This window comes from Mucilaginibacter terrae (assembly GCF_031951985.1).
Lineage (GTDB): Bacteria > Bacteroidota > Bacteroidia > Sphingobacteriales > Sphingobacteriaceae > Mucilaginibacter > Mucilaginibacter terrae_A.
This window is the reverse complement of record NZ_JAVLVU010000001.1, coordinates 5107245-5130105: the sequence shown is the minus strand read 5'-3', so window position 1 is coordinate 5130105 and position 22861 is coordinate 5107245. Positions and strand designations below refer to the sequence as shown.

Here is a 22861-nt window from a genome sequence, read left to right as displayed (position 1 = left end):
TTGAAATTTATAATTGGTTTTTTTCTCTGAAAGAAAAGGTTGCGTTAAAATTAACAATTGTTCCGGTATATGCAAAAACATTTTATTTGTTCACTGCAAACGCTTGATAATTTTCATAAATCAATTAAATACGAAAATCTCGACTTTTAGTAGCTATGATTTTAAACCCTGTTAATTAGCTACTGCTCTTGCGAGAACAAATCACTCCAAGTTAATTAGATCTAAAATTATTTATACTTATATAGGCTTAAGGTATTGATTTTTTTCACCTGCCTGGGCATTCGCTTAATTATTTATGGCACCAGAAAGGTTACGCCAGTGCTAATAAACTTCAACTAAAATATGCGCTCAGCGCTCATTAACAGGCTTTTTAATAAAATACGACTTCCCCTTTTGAACAAAAGTGCAGCATGTACTTAGGAGTAGCGTACATTTTTACCCGCTTTTTCAACATATTAGCATTATCCATCTGTAACACTCCTGTAGTTTTGATTTCAGGAACCAATTAGCCTTAACAGCCGGCAACAGCTCAAAAGTGTACGAATATAAAATCATCTCATACTCTTGATCTTCGGCTCTTAATGATGCTTTGCAATTCCCCAATTATAGCCCAATCCTTTAGGGCAAAACGAAACCAATTTTATAAACTAATTAGTAACCCTAAATTAAATCTATGGATTAGAACTTTATACTCTCAACCATTCGGCTACTATAAATAGCCGTATTAAATTTTTTGTGCATATAACTGCAATTTGACGGCAACGCACCAAGTACCAATTAACCAGTATTAAACTTTTTTCAAAGACTTAATAATGCCGGCTTCAAGTATAGGCAAGGCATTTATTGCGCTATTAACATGCAATAAGGTTAAGAGTTGTACGGTGCGCGTAACCTGTAAATAAGGCGCCTTCAAATATTTATTATCAATGATTATTTAAACCAAATAGATTATCGATATGAATTTACTTATACCATCTCCTTATTTAAAGGGAATGATGAAGCTTTTAATTTATTTAAAAAACAAGGAATTCGTGCCAGCTACAATAGTAGTTGATAGTGAATTTGAAAAGACCCTAAACCAATTTACTAATGAAAACATACATTAAAGCGCAACGCGGTAACGGGCGATCTGATCGTTATAGCTGCCCTGCCAAAATGTTTTATCTAACTGTTCTGCTGCTTATAACCTTTGTTGGGGTATCTGTTGCGCAGGGACAGCGTTCTGTAAAGGGCCAGGTATTTGATACGCAAAAAAACACCATTGTTGGTGCAGTAGTACGTGTTAAAGGAACAAATACAGTTACACAAACTAATAGTAAAGGCGAGTTTGCTGTAACGGTAAGAGGCTCTGCTCCTGTGTTAGTCATTAGCTATGTAGGTATGACTACCCAAGAAATAGACGTTAAGGATAAGGACTTTGTAAACGTTAATCTTAAGGATAATGTATCGCAATTAGGCGAGGTAGTTGTTACGGTAGCCTACGGACAGCAAAAAAAGCAAAGCGTGGTAGGCGCTATAGTTCAAACCGACAGCAAAACACTTGAGCGCACCGGAGGTGTATCCAGCTTGGGAGCTGCCCTTACAGGTAACTTACCCGGCGTGGTTACAACTGCAAGTACGGGTATCCCGGGGGGCGAAGATCCTCAAATTTTAATACGTGCACGTAGTACCTGGAACAATGCCAGTCCTTTGGTTCTGGTAGATGGAGTTGAACGTTCTATCAACAACATTGACATAGCCTCTGTAGCAACAGTTTCTGTTCTTAAAGATGCTTCTGCCACAGCTGTTTTTGGTGTACGTGGTGCCAATGGGGTTATACTCATTACTACAAAAAGAGGACGTGAAGGAAAAGCAGAGATCCGTGCTTCGGTAAACACCGTTGTAAAATCTCCTTCAAAGTTACCCGGCAGGTTAGATTCTTACGACATGTTTCAGCTACGTAACAGGGCCATTGAAAATGAATTGGCCTTAAGACCCACTGCCTGGAACGATATTATGCCGCAAGACATCATCAATAAGTACAGATTTCCGGCTAATGAAACAGAGCGCGAACGCTATCCGAACGTTGACTGGGTGGAAACTTTGTTCAAAAATGATGCATTGTCTTACAATGCCAACATGAATATTACAGGGGGTACTAAAAGTGTAAAATATTTTACAAGTGCTGATTACCTGAAAGAAGGTGACCTTTTTAAAACGTTTGACAATAACAGAGGATATACTGCTGGCTACGCCTTCAATCGATTGAATATACGCAGCAACCTCGATTTTCAAATAACACCGAGCACTACATTCCGCACCAACATTTACGGTTCAAGGGGCGTACGTAAAAGACCCTGGATTAATATTAACGAGTATAATACATGGGGAGCAGCTTATTATACTGCACCAAACTTATTCTTGCCTAAATATTCTGATGGCAGCTGGGGTTATTATGCACCAAACACAGGTCAGGGTACCAACTCCGCCATGCTTTTGGCTACCAGTGGTTCTGAAACAATTACCACATCCAGAATTACAACAGACTTTACCATTGAGCAAAGCCTGAACATGTTTGTTAAAGGCCTTAGCATCAGGGGAAACGTATCGGTAGATAATACTTTTATTGAGAATGGCCGCGGAATTAACGACGTTAACAACCCAACTCAACAAAAATACATCGACCCGCAAACAGGCAACGTCAGCTATTCTGCAGATAAAGATCCAAGCACACAATTCAGCTTTAAGGAGAGCGACCGTTGGGCAGCTGCCGGCGGCGCGGTAGATAATGGAGCAACCTTGCGCCGCTTGTTTTCGCAGGTTCAATTAAATTATAATACAACAATAGCCAAAGATCACGCCGTTACTGCAACCGGTCTTTGGAACAGGGATCAAATTGCTACAGGTAGTGTAATCCCATCGTACCGGGAAGAGTGGGTTTTCAGGACCACTTACGGCTATCGCGGTAAATATAACTTTGAGTACAATGGGGCATACAACGGGTCAGAAAAATTTGCACCCGATTACCGTTTCGCATTCTTCTCTTCGGCCGGGGCAAACTGGATGATCTCTGAAGAGAAATTTATGAAGCCACTAAAGTTCGTCAATTTACTAAAACTGCGCGGCTCTTACGGAGACATTGGCGATGACAGCGGTTCACCGCGCTTTGCTTATCTTTCTGAATGGAGCTTTGGCGGCAGAACCAGGCTCGGAACATCAGGTATTCCTGCCGAACAAAGCGTTTATCAATGGTACCGCCAAACAAGTGTAGGTAACCCTAACGTAAGATGGGAAAAGGTTAAGAAAGCAAACATAGGTATAGATTTTGGCCTATTTAACGGCGTACTTACCGGTAGTGTCGACGTTTTTCGCGACAGAAGAACCGACATTCTTAGTTCAGGCGGCAACAGGGCCATTCCTTCATATTATGGAGCAAATGCGCCTACTGCTAATAAAGGACGGGTAGATGCAAGCGGTTACGAATTTGACATAAGGTTCAGTAAATCGTTAACACAAAATATCCGACTATGGTCAAATATAAACTTCACACACGCTCAAAATAAGGTAATAGTAGCTGATATTCCTCAGCTCCTCCCCGATTATCAAAAAACCGAGGGTAAGCAGATTTTCCAGAATTACTCATACGTAAGTTCAGGTTATTACAACAATTGGGATGAGGTTTATGCGAGTACAGCACATGCCGAAAATGACAATCAGAAAATACCCGGTAATTTTTACATTCTTGATTATAACGCAGATGGTGTGATAAATGCCAGCGATAATATTCCGTACGGACATACCGGCAATCCAGAAAACACTTACAACGCCACATTGGGGTTGGATTATAAAAACTTTAGCGCATTTGTTCAATTTTATGGGGTTAATAACGTAACACGGCAGGTTGTTCTTAACTCGTTCGGTGGGCAAAACACCCTGGCATTTGATCAGGGTAGCTATTGGTCAAAAGATAATAATAACCCCGACGTTCCTTTGCCGCGCTGGGCATCCACCCCAAGTGGTTATCAGGATGGAAACCGCTATTTCTACGACGCTTCTTACATCAGGTTAAAAAATGCGGAGATCGCATACACCTTTAACCAGCCGTGGGTAAAAAAAATAGGTATATCAACGCTCAGAGTGTTTGTAAACGGCAACAACTTGGCGGTATGGAGTAAAATGCCTGATGACCGCGAAGCCAATTACCAAAGTTCCGGCGGACAGGGCTGGGCATCGCAGGGTGCATATCCAACTGTTAAACGCTACAATTTTGGTGCAAATATCACTTTCTAAAGATGTTCGTTATGAAAAGAAATATAAGAACAATTGTATCGGTAGCGCTCATCTCTTGCGTAACCGGAAACATTTCATGTAAAAAATATCTGGACCGCAGTCCGGAGTCTGTTGTATCGGCCGAAACAGCCTTTAAAGACTTTACAAACTTCCAGGGTTTCACCGAAGAATTATATAACTGTATACCCGACTTTACAAATCGTTACTGGACCAACAGCTGGAACTGGGGCGATGACGAGATACAATCATCAGCTTTAAACTTTCATCTCGTTAATAAGATAGATAACGGAGATTTTTGGGGCTGGCAGCGGGAGTTTGACGGCTGGGGAGCGGGTTGGATGGATGTTAACAATGCCAACACCAGCGATGATCGTTTTTCGAAAGGCCTTTGGCCGCTTGCCTGGTACGGTATAAGGAAAGCTAACCTCGGGCTGGAGAACATGGCACTGCTTAAAAATGCAACCGATGAAGAACGCAATCTCATCAAAGGCCAGTTATTGTTTTTCAGGGGATGGTTTCATTTCCAGCTGATGCAATATTTTGGCGGTTTGCCATATATCAATAAAGTATTACCTGCAGATCAGGATTTGCGAGAACCTCGTCTAAAGTATCAGGAGTGCGCTGCTCTGGCCGCAAAAGACTTTAGAGAGGCTGCAGATCTGCTTCCTTTGAATTGGGATAACACCGGCCCCGGTAGCAGAACCCCAGGCAAAAACCAGCAAAGAATTGACAAGGCTATGGCACTGGGCTATTTGGGTAAAAACTATTTATGGGCAGCAAGTCCGCTCATGAACATGGTATCAACAGGCAACCGTGGCTATGACGTTGAACTTTGTAAAAAGGCATCAGCAGCATTTGCCGAGTTGTTAGTCCTTACCGAAAGCGGCCAGGCACCTTACAAATTATTGCCATTTAACCGCTACTATACTAACTTTTACACATTTGGCCAAAACTGGCAGTTGCCGGGCGGCAGCGGCCCCGACGGTACAGAAGCACTCTTTAGAGGGCCATATTGGGACGCGCATGGTTCAACCTATGGTACAGCCAAGCAATATACACCCGGCCCTACCATTGAAGAAGGTAACGTGGTGTTTACCCCTACCGCTAATTATGTAAAAAATTACGGGATGAAAAACGGCTTGCCTATACCCGATATGACAAAGGCCGACCCGGAATCTGGTTATGACCCTCAGTATCCATGGAAAAACCGCGACCCACGCTTTTATAACGACATTGTTTTTGACGGCATAAAAATGGTAAAAGGCTCAATGCCTTCAAACATAGCGGAGTTTAACCGTTATGCCAATTTATATACCGGCGGCAGCTCACGCGATGAACGTGTAGGTAGCCGTACAGGTTTCTTACTATTTAAGTTTACGCCCATTACTTCAAACAGGTTTGACCAAGGTTATGCTTACGGCCAAAACCTCAACATTAGGGTACCCTATATGCGTTTGGCTGATATTTACCTGATGTATGCCGAAGCGGCAACCGTTGGTTACGGCTCTCCATTAGGAAAAGACCCTGCTTTTTCAAAAACTGCGTTAGATGCTGTTAACGTGATCCGTGATCGTGCGGGTGCAGGCAAGGTAGCAGCTAAATTTCAAGGTTCGGCAGATGAGTTTATGAAAGAGGTTAGGCGCGAACGTGCAGTAGAGCTTTCGTTTGAAGGGCATCGTTTTAATGACCTGCGGAGATGGATGCAATTCATTGATCTTCCTTACACCTTGAAAACGGCTATTGAGTTTGACAGGGCAAGTGCTTTAGACCCCACAGTAGACCCTAAAGATAATCGGGTAATTAATTTACGTGAGCGCACCATACTTCAGCGGCCATTTACCGAGAAGCATTATTGGTTCCCTTTAAAAAGGGCCGACGTAAACATGTACCCCGAATTTAAGCAAAACCCAGGCTGGTAAGCTAATTTATCTACAAACACAAAATAAAGACATTAGCAATGAAGTATTCAAATATAGGGATGGCATTATGCTTTCTGTTAGCGCTGATCACCAGCGTAGCCAGGGGGCAGGATACCGTCAAAATAACGATCAGCGCCGTTGTCCGCGGGCAATATGGCGAGCCTGTTAAGGGCGCAAAAATAATTAATGAAGGGAGTAGCTCAGAAACAAGAAGTAATGATATTGGATTTTTTACGCTGAAAGCTCCTTTAAATACCTTTTTAACGGTTAATGCACAAGGTTATGCACCCGCAAAGCTGCCTGTATCAGACACGCTGAAACAAATTGTACTTATAAAAGAGACAGATTTTGTACCGGTGGCGTTCCGTAAGGCACCCGCAAGTGAGTTACTGGGTGGTGTTTCAACGGTTAATTATAGACCCATCTTTGATAAAAATTTCACCACCTCAGGCTTTGAAGGTATTGAAGCTCTGGCCTCAGGCTTTCATGGAAATATATGGGGTATGAACAGTTACCTGGTACTAATTGACGGCGTTCCACGGGAGATAGACAATATAATGCCGTCAGAAATTGACCAGATCACTTTTCTTAAAAGCGCCGCTGCAGTAGCCTTGTACGGCAGCCGTGGTGCCAAGGGGGTTGTGCTCATTACTACAAAACGTGGCGAAGGCAACGGGCAACAGATTAAAGTACGTGGTAATGCAGGGATTAACGTACCCAAAGGTTATCCAAAATACCTGGGTTCGGCCGAGTATATGACTTTGTATAATGAAGCCCGTGCTAATGATGGTTTAGGTACGCTGTACACCCAGGAAGATATTTACAATTATGCTTCGGGTGCCAACCCTTACCGTTATCCAAACGTTGATTATTATTCATCAGAATACCTTAAACGCAGCTTTAACCGGTATGACATTACAACCGAAATATCGGGAGGTAACGAACGTGCACGGTATTATACCAATATCGGTTTTTGGTCTGCAGGTTCTCTGCTCAATTTTGGAGCTGCTAAAACCAATAACACTAATGACAGGATCAACGTACGCGGCAATGTAGATATGCAGCTAACCAAATTTTTAAAGGCTCACGTTGATGCAAGCGCGGTATTTTACAGCGGCAGAGGTGTTAACACCGATTATTGGGCAAGTGCCGCAACCTTGCGCCCGTTAAGGTTTACACCGCTTATACCCCTAAGCTATATTGAAGGCACTGATGCACCATCAAATATTATTGCCAATGGAAGCTCTAATATAATTGACGGTAAATATCTTCTCGGCGGTACGCAGCTTGATCAAACTAACCCCTTTGCCGCTATTTACGCCGGCGGAAGCAACAAATTTATCAGTCGGCAGTTGCAATTTACCACAGGTGTGGATGCCGACTTGGCAGGATTGCTGAAAGGACTTTCATTTTCTACCAGTCTTGGCGTAGATTACCAAAACAGCTATAACCAGGGCTACAACAATGGCTACACCGTGTACCAGCCAAACTGGACCAGCTACAACGGAAAAGACGTTATTGGTTCGCTAACACCATACGGTACCGATACCCGCACAGGTATACAAAATATATCTGATAGCCGTTACCGTCAAACCATCTCTTTTTCGGGCCAGTTTAATTACAACACCAGCATTGCCAATAAACACAACATCTCGGCTTTACTGGTAGGTGCGGCTTACCGCCAGGCACAGTCAGCTCAATACCAAAACGTTACTAACTCAAACACAGGTTTACAGGTTGGTTATAATTACAAACAGAAATACTATGCTGATTTTACCGGTGCAATGGTTTATTCACCAAAATTTATGGACGATAAAGCATACGGTTTTTCGCCAACAGCATCACTTGGCTGGAGAATAAGTGAAGAATCGTTTCTAAAAAACAGTAAATTCGTTAACAGCCTTAAGCTTACCGCATCAGCGGGTATAATTTATACCGACCTGGATGTAGCAGATTATTTTTACTATCAAAATATCTATACACAGCGCGATGGCTCATATTACAGTTGGAATGACGGAACCCTTTCACAAACAACCGATTCGCGCAGAGGTGCTAACCCGGCATTAACGTTTGCTAAACGCCGCGAAATATCTTTAGGAATTGACGGTGCCTTTTTTAACAACACATTATCAGTTTCTGCAAACGTGTTCAGAAATCAAATTGTAGATAATGCTATTCAGAGTACTTTCCTTTTCCCTAACTATTTCTCTGTATTTAATTCATCATTTATTCCTTATGTAAATTTTGATGCAGATCAACGCACCGGGTTTGACCTTAACATCAATGTACGTAAGCGTTCGGGACAAGTAGAATGGATATTTGGTACAACGGCAACTTATTATACCACCAAAGCCACTAAACGCGCCGAGTTCTTTGCCAATTCGTACCAAAACCGTCAGGGAAAACCACTGGATGCCATTTGGGGCCTGCAGAACGAAGGATTTTACAGGACCGCTGCAGAAGCTACAGCCGCCAATAGCGGAACGGGTGCTCCTCAGCCTGCATTTGGCCAGGTTAAGGCCGGCGATATCAAGTACAAGGATGTAAACGGCGACGGAATAATTAACAACCAGGATGAAGTTTACCTTGGCCGTGGTGGTTGGAATGGCGCCCCGCTTACATTGGGTTTCAACCTCACTACCCGCTGGAAAAACTTTACCTTTTTTGCCTTAGCCACCGGGCGTTTTGGCGCTAAAGCCATGAAAAACAGCTCTTATTTTTGGGTAGACGGGCAAGACAAGTATTCTGAAGTTGTGCGTAACCGCTGGACCGAGGCAACAAAAGATGTTGCAACCTTTCCACGCTTAACCACCTTAACCAGTGATAATAATTTCCGTAATTCTGATTTCTGGTTATACAGTACCAACAGGTTCGATCTTTCAAAGGTGCAGCTTTCATACGATTTGCCGGAGGGAGTAATCAAAGGAAATATCTTAAAATCTCTCGGCATGTATGTAAGTGGCTTTAACCTGCTAACCATTGCTAAAGAAAGAAAATTAATGGAGATGAACATTGGAACGGCGCCGCAAACACGGTTTTATAATGTAGGCGTAAAAGCCGGCTTTTAAGGCTTATAAATATTTACAACATGAAAAAATTTCCAATACTATTTATAACAATACTTGCACTGTGCGGCTGCAAAAAGTTTGTTGAACCCGGCCTGCAGAATAATGGCAAATTTGAGAACATTTATGATGAGCCGCTGCTTGCACACGGGCTACTTTTAAATGGCTATACCCGTATACCCACAAATGGCTGGGTATTTAGTGACGTGGCTACAGATGATGCCGTGAGCAACGATAGAAATAATAATTTCTCTAAAGTAGCTACCGGGCAATGGACAGCCAGCTTTAACCCGCTTGACCAGTGGACCAATTCAAAGGCTGCCATACAATACATTAACATGTTTTTGACAGAAGCCGATAAGGTAGTTTTTGATGCACAGAACCCCACGCTTAATCAAATGTTTAAAGACCGGTTAAAGGGCGAGGGCTATGGCTTAAGGGCGCTTTTTAGCTATTACATGCTGCAAGCGCACGCCGGTAAAATTGGTGGCACATTATACGGTTACCCTATTTTACTTACACCGGAGTCGCCTACGTCTGACTTTAACCAACCACGGGCAAAGTTTGAGGACTGTGTGCAACAGATCTATAGCGACCTTAACCGTGCTGAGGAACTGCTTCCGCTTGATTATAAGGATATATCATCTACAACAGAAATTCCGGCAAAATACAGCGGCATACTTACAGAAACCTATAACCGGGTATTTGGCAAATTATTTAGCCAGCGAATGACCGCACGAATTGCAAAAGCCATACGGGCAAAAGCAACCTTAATGGCGGCAAGTCCGGCTTATGCAGGCGGTTCTACAACTACCTGGGCAAATGCGGCAGAGGCTGCTGCTGCGGTTATTGACCTAAACGGCGGGCTGAATGGGTTTGCCACCAACGGCCTTACCTGGTATGCCGGCGGAAGTGGCAACCAGATTGATGGCCTCGGTTCGGGTGCCAATCCGGCTGAGATAATGTGGCGTACCAGTATTGCGCAGAACAGCGATCTGGAAGCAGACCACTTCCCTCCTACGCTATCTGGTTTGGGCCGTTTAAATCCTACCCAAAATCTGGTAAACGCGTTTCCGGCTCTTAATGGTTACCCAATTGGTAGTGCCAGTAGTAATTATAGTGATGCGGCACCGTATACCAATCGCGATCCTCGCTTAGCAGCCTACATCCTGTTAAATGGCAGTACAGCCGGTCCGGGTAATACAACAATTTACACAGCTAACGACAGGAATACGAATGATGGACTCAACAAAGTAGAAACATCTACCCGTACAGGGTATTACATGCGTAAATTATTGCGCCAGGATGTTAACCGCAACGCGAGCTCTATAAGCAACCAAAAGCACTACCGCCCGCACATACGCTACACCGAAATTTATTTGAACTATGCAGAAGCCGCTAACGAAGCTTATGGCCCGTTAGGAAACGGCCCACGTGCTTACTCTGCTTACGATGTAATTAAAAAGATACGCCAGCGTGCCGGCATTGGGCTTACCAACGGCGACGCTTACCTTGAATCGATAAAAGGTGACCAAGGTGCAATGCGTACTTTGATCAGAAACGAGCGGAGATTGGAACTGTGCTTTGAAGGTTTCAGGTTTTGGGATTTACGCCGCTGGAACGCTGGTTTAAACGAAGCGGCAACAGGCGTAAATATTTCGCAATCCAACTATTTGCCTATCACGGTTGAAAGCAGGTCTTACCAAAGTTTTATGATTTATGGGCCTATACCTTACAGCGAAACTTTAAAGTTTAACGCCATTCAGCAAAATACCGGCTGGTAGTAATCAAAACAATTAAATAGATAATACTAAAGTGATGAAAAGAATAAAAAATTGTGGGTTTGTTTTTACTCGTGGCGCTGGCGTCATGTAAAAATGAAGACGTAGTGTTCGCGGACTATACCCACAACGCTGTATATTTTGCCTATCAATACCCTGTGCGAACAATAACGCTGGGAGAAGACTTGTTTGACACTTCGCTTGATAATCAATTCAAATGTCAGATAATGGCCACCATTGGTGGTGTTTATTCAAACAAAGCAGATGTAACCATTGGCATTGCGGTTAATAACGCACTAACACAGGGCTTGAAATTTAACCCACCTGATTATAGTGGCGATGTGTTACCGATGCCCGCCTCCTACTACCGCCTGGCATCTAATACCATCGTAATACCTAAAGGCAAAATTGCCGGAGGTGTGGAGGTACAGTTAACCGATGCCTATTTTGCCGACCCGCTTACCACCAAGGCTACCTACGTGATCCCGATAACGATGACAACCGTTACTAATGCCGACTCTATTATGAGGGCGAAAAATTTCACTTTATACGCCGTTAAGTACATCAATACATGGGCAGGGAATTATTTGCGCCGTGGAAAAGATGTGGTAGAAGGTAAAAACGGGCACCCGGAGTTAACTAAAACTATTATCAGGAGAAATCAATATGTAGAAAAAGACGAGATAAAAGCACTTGCTACAAGATCTTTAAGACAGGCTGAACTGCCTATAGTACTTAAAGGTGCCGGTAATATTGATGTAAACTGTCCGCTGCTTTTAACTTTTGATGCTAATGGCAACTGTACAGTTACTGCCGCCGCAACAGGATTTACCGCTACAGGTACCGGAAAGTTTGTAAAAAGGGGCGAAAAAAACAGTTGGGGATCACAAGATCGTGATGCACTTTACCTGAACTATCAGATTGAAGCAACCGACTTGCGTGTTGCCGCTACCGATACCCTTGTTATGCGTGACCGTGGTGTGAAAATGGAGACATTCAATCCCACTAAGTAGTTAACGAATTTCAGATCGAAACACAATGAAAAAAAATTACATATCAGCATTAACCCTTTCCGGATTAATAGCTTTAGCTTCCTGCTCTAAACAAGAAGCACTTGAGTTTAATGTAGAAAAACCAGCAACAATTACTGCACAGGAGCAAATTAATTCTTACCAACCATTAAAATCTTATTTAGACAGGCAGGCCCGGCCCGGTTTTAAATTAGGAGCAGCAGTTTCATTAAATGACTATGTTAGCAAAGGCTTAATGTACCGGCTTATCAACAGTAATTTTGATGAGATAACATTGGGTTATGAGATGAAACATGGTGCCGTTGTGCAGGCCAATGGCGAGCTGTCATTAAAAAGTGTGGAGCAATTGATAGCCACTGCTAAAGATGCTGGCATAACCATATACGGACATACACTGGCCTGGCATGCCAACCAAAACGCAACGTACCTAAATAAACTGATAGCGCCAACCGTATCATCGGCACCATCAGGTCCTACCTGGGATTTGGTTACATCAGCCGATTTTGAAACTGATGACGCGCCAAACTATGAAACATCGGGCACTGCTGTAAAAAGTTTTACAACTGCGGGTGGTGGTTTTAACGGGGTTGGGCGGGCATTAAAGCTAACTAATGCCAGCGTACAGGCTAATGATTGGAATGCACAGTTTTTCCTGAAATTTTCGCCGGTTGTAGCCGTGGGCGAAAAGTATGAGCTAAGCATGAAAATACGTTCAGATGCTAACGCCTCTTTTGGCACCCAGGCTCATACCTCCCCGGGGCAGTATAAGCATTATGATTTCTTTGGCACTTTATCAGCAACTCCTACATGGACAACCTATACAAAAGAAATCACTGTAACCACCGAAATGGCCACCTGTGGCGCCATTGCTTTTAATTTGGGCAAAAACGCCACCAGTTATTACTTTGATAACATTACACTGAAAAAGTATAACGAAAAAGGTGGTGTAACAACTGTTGAAAAAACGGCCGCAGAGAAAAAAACGCTCATCACCAATGCTATGGACCAATGGATAAAAGGAATGGTTACCGCAGCCAAAGGTTATGTAAAAGTTTGGGATGTGGTTAATGAGCCCATGGACGACAACAAACCGGCAGAGCTAAAAACCGGAGTTGGGCGTACATTAAAAGCCGATGAGTTTTACTGGCAAGATTATATGGGTAAAGACTATGCTGTAAAAGCATTTCAGTTGGCAAGGCAATATGGAAATCCAACAGATATTCATTTCATTAATGATTATAACCTGGAGTATAATTTGAATAAATGCCGCGGACTAATTGATTATGTTGCTTATATTGAAAAGCAGGGTGTAAAAATAGACGGGATAGGCACGCAAATGCATATCGATTCGAAATTAGACAGATCAAAAGTTGATGAAATGTTCAGGCTGCTTGCTGCTACGGGTAAACTGATAAAAGTGTCTGAGTTAGATATGGGAATATCAGACAAAAAAACACCAACGGTAACCGCTGCAGAGTATGCAGAACAAAAAGACATGTACCGCTACGTTATCGAGAAATACTTTGAAATAATTCCGAAAGCTCAGCAATACGGTATTTGCATATGGAGCCCGCTTGATAGCCCGGCAAACTCATCATGGCGTGCCGGAGAACCCATTGGCTTATGGAACGAAAGCTTTGTTAGAAAACCCGCATTTACAGGAGTTGTTGAAGCACTATCTAAAAAATAAATCGTCGCTTTATAAATTGTAATAGCACATTTTGATTTGCCCGTACGGCGATTTTATAAAATTGCCAGGTGCAATTTGTGGATACAGCTTCTTCTCGCTTTAAATTTAATGTACCAGATTCTTACGTCCCTTTTTTAACGACGGAGAATCTGGTTTTTGGCGAGAATTACAAAAGTTTCCCCTGCCGCTTAGTTAACCACCAATGAGATTAACTATTTAGGCCGGAGATTTGATTGGTTGTTAGTGGCAGCCATCCGTATGATTATTGGGCATAACTTCGGTGGCGTAAAGAAAGGTTGTTTATTTAACTTATTAAGTACTTTAGGCTTTCGGAAAATAATAGTGACAACTCAAAGAGATTGAGCTGTTCAAGTGCCCCATCATCATGAAATAAATTTCCATGAAATATCAATTAGTCCTGGCACTAATGACATCACATTTTATGGTTTCGGGCAAACATCTTTGCCAGTCGTAAAAGCTTCCCGCGCAAATTATGACGCAAGGCAAGCCAATGCCAGGAATCAACGTGCATTATTTGGGAAGCGACGTGCTGAAAAGATTTAATACCGTGTTCGACTTTCAAAAGAATTTGGTCTATTTAAAACCAAATCAGCAATATCGTATTTCCTATGCTGATCAGAAAAGCAATGCAAAATAGTCTTGATCCGAATACAGCTTGTTTTACTCACTACCAAAAAAATTCACCTGCTTGTGGCTTCCGGCTGCAGATGGATTAGTGCATACTACTATTTTATTTAACAATTTATTTGATGTAACCGTAACAATCACTTAAAGCATCGCTCGTAGGTTTGAGGCGATGAAAAGCAATCAGCCTTTAGACACCAAATTGTTGAGCCAGATGCAGGCCGACGATCAAAAGGCACTGCTATCTCTTATGAAAAAATATGATCGGGTTCTGTTCAGGTATATCAATTCCCGCATTAGTTCATCAGAGAACGCACAGGAAGCCGTTCAGGATATATTCATATCATTATGGAATAATCGTTTCGGGATTAACATAGATGATTCTCTTTTACCCTATTTATATAAAGCTGCCAAGTATAAAGTGATTGACTATTACGTGGCGGCCAACCGCGAAATTGTAAACTATGAAGCTTTACTGCCCGAATATAATGCAGAAGTTGCGCCCGCAGCAGACGAAAGTTTACTTGCCGCAGAATTGCAGGAGTGGTTTAGCATCGAGGTTGACAAAATGCCCGAAAGCATAAAGAATGTTTTTACGCTTAGCCGCCAGGAACAATTGCCGGTGAAAGATATTGCTGCCCGCCTGTCACTATCAGAACAAACGGTAAAAAACAACTTAACCATTGCTCTTAAGCGACTGCAAATGCGCTTTAATCGTATGGAAAGTATCTCTTTGCTTATAGTGGTTTTAAAGGTATGCTTTTGCTGCTAACCGCATCCGGTATTTAATTTAACAGATTTTTGATGATTATTTAACGGTACTATTTGCCGTTAAGGCCGATTATAGGTGCAGATGAAGCATAAAGAATCGGCACAGGTTAGAATTTTACTGCAAAAATACCGTGAGGGGAGCTGCACACCCCAAGAAGCACAGCGGATAGAGAACTGGCTTCGCATTCTCGATAAGAATTCTCCGGATGTTGAACACAATACTGAAGAAAAACTACTTAAAGCCTCACGCAAACAGGTAGCAAAAAGTATTGCATTACCACGCAACGTTTACACAATTATGCGCCCCTACATGCGCATTGCGGCAGCTTTGTTATTAATACCGCTGGCATATATACTTTATACCAAACCATTACCCACCCCTGTTGTAACCAGGCAACAATTTAGCACAGTAGCCGGCGAAAGAAAAATTATCAGGTTACCTGATAGTACAGAGGTTGTGCTCAACGCATCGTCAAAACTTATTGTTAGTGCTGATTTTAATGAAAAAAAACGCAATGTAAAGCTTTCGGGTGAGGCATACTTCAGGGTTGCACATGATGCTTCAAAACCATTTATAGTGAGTACCGGCAAATTGCAAACCCGCGTATTAGGTACCGAATTTAATGTGCATGCCTATGATAATGAAAGCAATATTAAAGTGGCCGTAGTGAAGGGCCGGGTGCGTGTAAGCGAAAAAAAGCAAACAGGAAATGCTAAACAACTGGGCAGCATACTTACGCATAACCTGATGCTTAATTATAATTTAAACAACCAGCACTATACAATTACTACCGCCGATGCAGAAAAAATTGCTTCGTGGCAAAACGGTGGACTTTATTTTGAAGATGCCGATATACAGGAAATAGTAATGGCTTTATCACGCCGTTACAACTGCAATATTGAGCTTGCCGATAAGCCGGTAGGAAAATGTAATTATACAATAGGGTTTTCGCGCGAACCGCTTTCTGAAGTATTGAGGGTGCTTAATCAGCTAACCGGCATCACTTACAAATCTGCCCAAAACAAAATCATCATACACGCTAAAAACTGCCACTAATTATGATATAACGCTTTATTAAAAACTAAAACAGGCTGATGCCTTGAGAACACCTGCCTGTTTATGGCTGCTGCAGCAGCAGGCCATGTCATTTCAACGATTCCTAAATCATAGTAATAACATTAGTAAAAATGAGAAATCTTTATCAATTTTTTTCAATCAAAAGCAATTTCAGGAAATTCCCTGCTTTCCTGGGCATATTGCTCATTTTAATTACCGCTACAACACCGTCATTTTCGGCCGATGCACAAACCATGAACACTACGCGCATCAGCATTTCGGTAAAAAACGAGAGTATTAAAAACGTATTCAAACTTATCGAACAAAAAACACCATTTAAAATTGGTTATAACTCAAACAACTTTGACTCCAATAAACAAATTAGCCTGAATGCTGATAACGAATTAGTGATTAACATCCTTAAACAATTACTATCAGGTTATCAGGGGTCGGTACAGCAGGTTGATGATGAGCATATTTTACTTAAGGTAGAAAGGCAAAAACCTGTGGTTATTGCGCCTGTAAAACAAGTAAGTAATGCGGCACCTGCACGAATTTCGGGCACGGTAAAAGATGAGCAGGGCGAACCATTGCCAGGTGCTACGGTGCTTATTAAAGAGCTTAACAAAGCAACCATGGTTGGAGCCGACGGAGCTTTTGAAATAAGCGTTCCGGCCGGCACTTACAATTTAACTGTAAGCTTTGTATCCTACGTAACCTTAAACTTAACTAAGGTAGTAGTAAAAGATGGTGAAAACGCGCCGCTAAATATCACTTTAAAAGCCGAAACCGGTAGTTTAAACGAGGTAATTGTGGTAGGCTACGGCACTCAAAAAAGAGCTAATGCTACCGGCGCTGTTGACCAGATAACTGCAAAAAACCTTGAAAACAGGCCCATTACCAACCTAAGTCAAGGCTTACAGGGCTTGCTGCCCAACCTTAATCTTAAAATGCTGGACGGCAAGCCCACACAATCGCCCAGCTATAACATCAGGGGTACCACATCTATTGGCCAGGGCGGAAGCGCACTTGTTTTGATCGACGGTTTTGAAGGCGACCCGAGTTTACTAAACCCCAATGACATTGAAACCGTATCCATCTTAAAAGATGCAGCTTCGGCCGCTATTTATGGGGCAAGAGGAGTATTTGGTGTGGTATTAATAACTACTAAAAAAGGCCAAAAAGGGCAAACTAATGTTTCTTACAGCACTAATTTTGCCTTCAAAGCTCCGGTAACCCGGCCCGATTATGTAACCGATGGTTATACCTGGGCAAAAATGTTTGCCGAAGCGTTTGTTAACGGCGACGGTGCCTTTCCTCAAAATGCCAATAAAACACAAAAATTTTCGCAGGCATACCTCGACGAGTTTAAAAGAAGAGCAGAATCGGGCCAGCCGTATAATGAAGTGGAAGTTAACCCAACTACCGGCGAATATACCTATTACGGCAGTACCGATTATTATAAGGCTTTATATAAAGACCATAATACGGCATTGGAAAATAACCTCTCGGTTAGCGGCGGAAGTGACAGGGCAACTTATTTAGTTTCGGGCCGGATGTTAAATCAATCGGGCTTGTTCAGGTATAACAGTGACGATTACAACATGAAAAACTTAAGAGGAAGAGGCTCTATACAAGTTTTTCCGTGGCTGAGTTTTGAAAACAATACCGATTACTCTGTTATGAACTACCACAACCCGATAAACGTGGGCGAAGGCGGCGGTATATGGAGGAACATTGCTGATGAAGGTAAGCCTACAATGCCGCTCTTCAATCCCGACGGGTCGTTAACGTTTGCTTCGGCATACACAGTGGGCGACTTTATTTATGGCAAAAACGGCTTGGATACCCGCAGAGAAGTACTTAGAAACATTGCCAGTTTAAGGAGCAAATTCTTCAATAATAAATTTCGTATCAACGCCGATTTCACCTTCCGTAACACCAATGAAGACAGAAATCAGAGAAGAGTGCAGGTGCCGTACAGTAACTCTAAAGGTGTAACTGGCTATGTAGGTACCACAACCAACGATTTGATGTTTGATACCCGTAAAACACGTTACCTGGCAACAAATATTTACACTGAGTACGAAAACCACTTTGGTAACGATCATTACTTTAAAGCAATGGTGGGTTACAACTTTGAACAATCTACCTATAACAGGGTTGCTGTGCAGCGCAATGGTATTTTGTTTGAAAGCGCTATGGACCCAAATCTCACCGTTGGTCAGTACATTACTCCTGCAGGCGGTACAGGTGGCTATGAGCGTTGGGTTATTTCGGGAGGCTTTTCGAGGCTCAATTACTCGTTTAAAGACAGATATTTGCTTGAGGTAAATGCACGTTATGACGGTTCTTCTAAGTTCCCATCTTATCAACGCTATGGCTTCTTCCCGTCGGTATCTGCCGGATGGAGAATTAATAACGAACCGTTCTGGAAGGTTTCAGATAAATTGATATCCGACTTAAAACTACGTGCCTCGTACGGCTCGTTAGGCAATGGTAACATTCCATCTTACCGGTTTGTCGAAAATTTCCCTATCAGCCAATCCGGAGTAATCCTTAATGGTACACGCCCGGCAACCACCCGTTTGGATTTTGTATTGCCCGATGGTTTGACCTGGGAAACATCGACCACAACAAACATTGGTTTGGACCTTGCCATGCTTGCCGGCCGCTTAAGCTTTAGTGGTGATATTTACTCGCGTAAAACAACGGATATGTTTACATCGGCCATTACTCCCCCGGCCGTTTTTGGGGCCGATGCGCCAAAAGGTAACTACGCCAACTTAACCACACGCGGCTGGGAGCTATCATTAGCCTGGAACGACCGCATTGGTGCCGGTAAAAGCCCGTTCAGCTATAACGTAAGGTTAACGCTTGCTGATAATAAGACAAAAATTGACAAATATAATAATCCGGATAAGCTGCTGAGCGATTACTACGAAGGACAGACTTTAGGTGAGATTTGGGGTTATGAAACCGAAGGCTTTTTTAAAGATGCGGCTGATATTGCATCGCACGCCAAGCAAGACCCTCAAATGCGCGCTTCTCCATCTGGCTTATGGTTTCCGGGCGATATTAAACTGCGCGACCTGAACGGTGACGGATTTATAAACGTTGGCGAAAACAAAGTAGGCAAATCGGGCGATAGAAGAATTATAGGCAATTCGGCACCAAGGTATACTTACGGTGTTAATCTGGGTGCAAACTGGCATAACTTCTCTTTCTCTACTTTTTTTCAGGGTGTGGGCAAGCAGCAATGGTATCCAAGCACCGAAACCGAAATGTTTTGGGGACAATACAACCGCCCTTACAACAACATTCCTAAATTTCATTTAGGCAACATGTGGACGCCTGAAAACACCGACGCTTACTTTCCGCGTACCATGTCGCGCGCGGCATCAAGCAATACTAACCGTACTTTGGGTGTGGCGCAAACCCGCTACCTCCAAAACGTGGCCTACCTGCGCATGAAAAACCTGCAAATAGGATATACGCTACCGGCCAAATGGCTAAGTCGTATTGGCGCACGCAGTGCCAAAGTATTTTTCTCGGGAGAAAACCTGTTTACTTACTCACCTATGTACAAAATTGTTAAAAACACCATTGATGTTGAGAACGCAGTTCCTGTTGACCAGGACCTGAACCCAAATGCCACCAACGGTGACGGATATAACTATCCAATTTTAAAGAGTTACTCTCTGGGCTTAAACATTGGCTTTTAAACAAAAAACAAATACCAGATCAAAATGAAACGACAACATATTATCATGATCTTATTGGGTTGTATCACCTTTGCAGCCTGTCAAAAATTAGATCAGCAACCCCAATCCACTCCTTCAAAAGAAATCGTATTTGGAACCGAAAGCGGGTTAAAAATAGCTACGAACGCATTTTACGGCCTTGATTTCCTTCCCAAAAATTCAACCAGTCAGGATGCCATGTCAGATTACCTGGCTGTAAAAGCCGTGCCCGACTTTATTCGCCCGGGAGCATTCGGCGCAAACACCAGCTCAGGCTGGGTTTGGCGTGATCTTCGCCAGATTAATTATTTTATTGAAAACTGTAACAATCCGGCCGTACCGGTTGCCACACGCAAAAACTACCTTGGAATTGCCCGTTACTTCAGGGCATACTTTTACATGGAAAAGGTAAAGCGTTTTGGTGATGTGCCATGGATCAACAAGGCGCTAAACGCCGATGATCCGTCACTCACAGCTGGCAGGGATAAGCGTACGCTGGTTATGGACTCTGTACTGGCCGACTTAGATTATGCCTGTACTAATATTCAGGCCACTAACGATCCAAGCCGTACAACTGTTACTAAATGGGTGGCTTATGCGCTTAAATCAAGAGTATGCTTGTTTGAAGGCACCTTTAGAAAATACCATGCAGAGCTGGGTCTTACCGGCACCGCAGACCGCTGGTTAAATGAAGCGGTATCATCTGCAGACCAGATCATGAAAAACGGAGGGTTCTCTATAAACACAAATGGTGGGCCCGGAACATCATACCGCCAGGTGTTTACCAGCACTGCCCCAAATACCCAGGAGGTTTTGCAGGCAGCTGTAGCTGATGCAAGTTTGGGCATATTAAATGAGGCAAACTGGTGGTGGACAAGCGGTACTTACGGTGCAAAAGCCAGCTTTACACGCACTTTTATAAACACCTACCTCAAACTGGACGGCACTCCGTATACTAACGACCCAACTTATCGTACCACACTATTTAAAGACGAGGTTAAAAACCGCGACCTGCGCCTGAAACAAACCATTCGAATGGGTGATTACAAGCGTTTGCGCAATGGTCAGTTAGTGCCTGCCCCTCCTGTATTTTCGTATACCTTTACGGGTTATCAGCCTATAAAATGGACTTTGGACGACGAAAGCTTGGATGCAGGCGCATTGAACACTAATGCCGTATCTTTATTCCGTTATGCTGAGGTGCTGCTGAACTTTGCAGAGGCAAAAGCAGAATTAGGTACGTTAACCAACGCCGAATGGGCGGCCACCATAGGAGCTTTACGCGCCAGAGCAGGCATTACCGGGGGGCTTGCTGCCAAACCTACCGTGGTTGATCAGTATCTTGTTGATAATTACTTTCCGGGGATAACCGATCCAACCATTTTAGAGATACGCAGGGAGCGCGGCATTGAATTAAGTTTGGAAGGATTCCGTTTTTCGGACCTTTTGAGATGGAAAAGAGGCCCGTTAATGGAACAGGAGTGGAATGGGTTTTATGTACCGGCATTAAACACGCCAATGGACTTGAACGAAGACGGCATACTGGACGTTGCTTTTTATCAAGGTACTGCGCCTACCCCCGTGGCTGGTGTTACCTATGTTAATGTTTCACCAAAAATTGGAACAGCTAATGCCGTGAATTCACAATTGTTAAAAAACGGAACATCTGGAGAATTAATATGGATGAATGAAGTACCAAGAAAATGGGATGACCGAAACTACTATTATCCCATTCCATTGGCTGATTTGCAGCGCAATCCAAACTTGAAACAAAATCCAGACTGGAAATAATTATCTATCAACTATTACAAAATGAAAATAAAAATTTGGTTCATAGCCGCTTTAATTCTATCTGCAACGCATTTAGTAAGCGCACAACAAATAACAGTCGGCACATTCAATATACGATTCGACAATCCGCGCGATACAGGTAATCTGTGGGTAAACCGTGCGCCGGTGGTTTCCAATCTTATCCGTTTTCACGGGTTTGATGTTTTAGGTATACAAGAAGGGCTTAAAAATCAATTGGATGATATGAGCGCTGCGTTACCTGAATATGCCCGTTATGGCAAAGGCCGTGACGACGGTAAAGACGGTGGCGAGCATTCGGCGATCTTTTATAAAACAAGCCGGTTCAAATTACTCAAAAGTGGTGATTTCTGGCTGTCTCAAACCCCCGATAAACCCGGCTTAGGTTGGGATGCTACCTGCTGCAACCGCATATGCTCATGGGTTTTTCTTCAGGATGTGAAAACTAAAAAGCAGTTCTATTTTTTCAACGTGCATTTTGACCACCAGGGCGTAGTTGCCCGTAAAGAAAGCAGCAAATTGATATTGAAAAAAATTGGCGAGATAGCAGGCAATATTCCTGCAATTTTAACCGGTGACCTCAACGGCGACAGAAACAGCGAATGGTACAAACAGCTGGCCGAGTCTGGTCTGCTATCAGACACTTATACGAAAGTTAAATACCCTTATGCCAATAATGCCTCGTTCAACAGCTTCAGAACGCCACGCGGCCAGGAAGTGATTGATCATATATTTATGACCAAATCATTTACCGCAAACAAGTGGGGAATTTTAACAGATACCTATTACGGTAAATTCCCGTCTGACCACTTTCCGGTTTTAGCGGAGTTAGAGTTAAAATAAAATAGCAACCTATGGTTTAAAAAAGCGCAGTTTTCAAAAGAATACTGCGCTTTTTTATTTTACCCCCCGGGGAAGATTATCAAGTATTAGCAAAACAAGCCCAAAAAAATTAAATACCGCTTCTTAAGTCAGGATTGGGGTAGGCGGAGCAATCTGCTTACTGCCTGAAAATCATGTTTACCATCTGCACTTCTTCGTATTATTTATTCCAAACCGTATATTGTGGTCAAGAATTAAC

Annotated in this window: 11 protein-coding genes; all 11 read left to right on the top strand. The window is 42.9% G+C overall.

The features are described 5' to 3' along the window. Positions 1–1089 precede the first annotated feature (1089 nt). The gene (locus tag QE417_RS22035) at positions 1090–4269 is read left to right on the top strand and encodes a SusC/RagA family TonB-linked outer membrane protein (RefSeq protein ID WP_311953842.1); all 3180 of its coding nucleotides are present in this window, start codon (positions 1090–1092) and stop codon (positions 4267–4269) included. An 11-nt stretch (positions 4270–4280) separates the two neighbouring features. Next, positions 4281–6188 carry a RagB/SusD family nutrient uptake outer membrane protein gene (locus tag QE417_RS22030; RefSeq protein ID WP_311953838.1) on the top strand — a complete coding sequence of 636 codons (1908 nt, stop codon included), beginning with the start codon at positions 4281–4283 and terminating at the stop codon, positions 6186–6188. Positions 6189–6226: 38 nt separating this feature from the next. Beyond that, positions 6227–9256, top strand: a complete 3030-nt coding sequence (locus tag QE417_RS22025) for a SusC/RagA family TonB-linked outer membrane protein (protein WP_311953835.1) — start codon at positions 6227–6229, stop codon at positions 9254–9256. A gap of 20 nt (positions 9257–9276) precedes the next feature. Continuing rightward, the gene (locus QE417_RS22020; RefSeq protein WP_311953832.1) at positions 9277–11037 is read left to right on the top strand and encodes a RagB/SusD family nutrient uptake outer membrane protein; all 1761 of its coding nucleotides are present in this window, start codon (positions 9277–9279) and stop codon (positions 11035–11037) included. 53 nt (positions 11038–11090) lie between these two features. Next, positions 11091–12047 carry a DUF5627 domain-containing protein gene (locus QE417_RS22015; protein ID WP_311953829.1) on the top strand — a complete coding sequence of 319 codons (957 nt, stop codon included), beginning with the start codon at positions 11091–11093 and terminating at the stop codon, positions 12045–12047. 25 nt (positions 12048–12072) lie between these two features. Beyond that, on the top strand, positions 12073–13755 hold the full coding sequence (locus QE417_RS22010) for an endo-1,4-beta-xylanase (protein WP_311953827.1): 1683 nt from the start codon (positions 12073–12075) through the stop codon (positions 13753–13755). An 817-nt stretch (positions 13756–14572) separates the two neighbouring features. Then, on the top strand, positions 14573–15172 hold the full coding sequence (locus tag QE417_RS22005) for an RNA polymerase sigma factor (protein WP_311953824.1): 600 nt from the start codon (positions 14573–14575) through the stop codon (positions 15170–15172). Positions 15173–15253: 81 nt separating this feature from the next. Beyond that, on the top strand, positions 15254–16228 hold the full coding sequence (locus QE417_RS22000; RefSeq protein WP_311953821.1) for a FecR family protein: 975 nt from the start codon (positions 15254–15256) through the stop codon (positions 16226–16228). 131 nt (positions 16229–16359) lie between these two features. Further along, entirely contained in the window at positions 16360–19953 is a 3594-nt protein-coding gene (locus tag QE417_RS21995) for a SusC/RagA family TonB-linked outer membrane protein (RefSeq protein ID WP_311953819.1), read from the top strand. Between the two features lie 24 nt (positions 19954–19977). Then, positions 19978–21762, top strand: coding sequence for a RagB/SusD family nutrient uptake outer membrane protein (locus tag QE417_RS21990; RefSeq protein ID WP_311953816.1), 1785 nt, complete (start codon positions 19978–19980; stop codon positions 21760–21762). Between the two features lie 21 nt (positions 21763–21783). Next, a complete protein-coding gene (locus tag QE417_RS21985; RefSeq protein WP_311953813.1) occupies positions 21784–22623 on the top strand; it encodes an endonuclease/exonuclease/phosphatase family protein in 840 nt (279 codons plus the stop codon). Positions 22624–22861 lie beyond the last annotated feature (238 nt).

Excerpts from the sequence above, each read along its gene's own strand:
- QE417_RS22005 (WP_311953824.1), top strand. The coding sequence starts at position 14,573 with ATGAAAAGCAATCAGCCTTTAGACACCAAATTGTTGAGCCAGATGCAG.
- QE417_RS22020 (WP_311953832.1), top strand. The coding sequence starts at position 9,277 with ATGAAAAAATTTCCAATACTATTTATAACAATACTTGCACTGTGCGGC.
- QE417_RS22025 (WP_311953835.1), top strand. The coding sequence starts at position 6,227 with ATGAAGTATTCAAATATAGGGATGGCATTATGCTTTCTGTTAGCGCTG.
- QE417_RS22030 (WP_311953838.1), top strand. The coding sequence starts at position 4,281 with ATGAAAAGAAATATAAGAACAATTGTATCGGTAGCGCTCATCTCTTGC.
- QE417_RS22000 (WP_311953821.1), top strand. The coding sequence starts at position 15,254 with ATGAAGCATAAAGAATCGGCACAGGTTAGAATTTTACTGCAAAAATAC.
- QE417_RS21995 (WP_311953819.1), top strand. The coding sequence starts at position 16,360 with ATGAGAAATCTTTATCAATTTTTTTCAATCAAAAGCAATTTCAGGAAA.
- QE417_RS22035 (WP_311953842.1), top strand. The coding sequence starts at position 1,090 with ATGAAAACATACATTAAAGCGCAACGCGGTAACGGGCGATCTGATCGT.
- QE417_RS21990 (WP_311953816.1), top strand. The coding sequence starts at position 19,978 with ATGAAACGACAACATATTATCATGATCTTATTGGGTTGTATCACCTTT.
- QE417_RS21985 (WP_311953813.1), top strand. The coding sequence starts at position 21,784 with ATGAAAATAAAAATTTGGTTCATAGCCGCTTTAATTCTATCTGCAACG.
- QE417_RS22010 (WP_311953827.1), top strand. The coding sequence starts at position 12,073 with ATGAAAAAAAATTACATATCAGCATTAACCCTTTCCGGATTAATAGCT.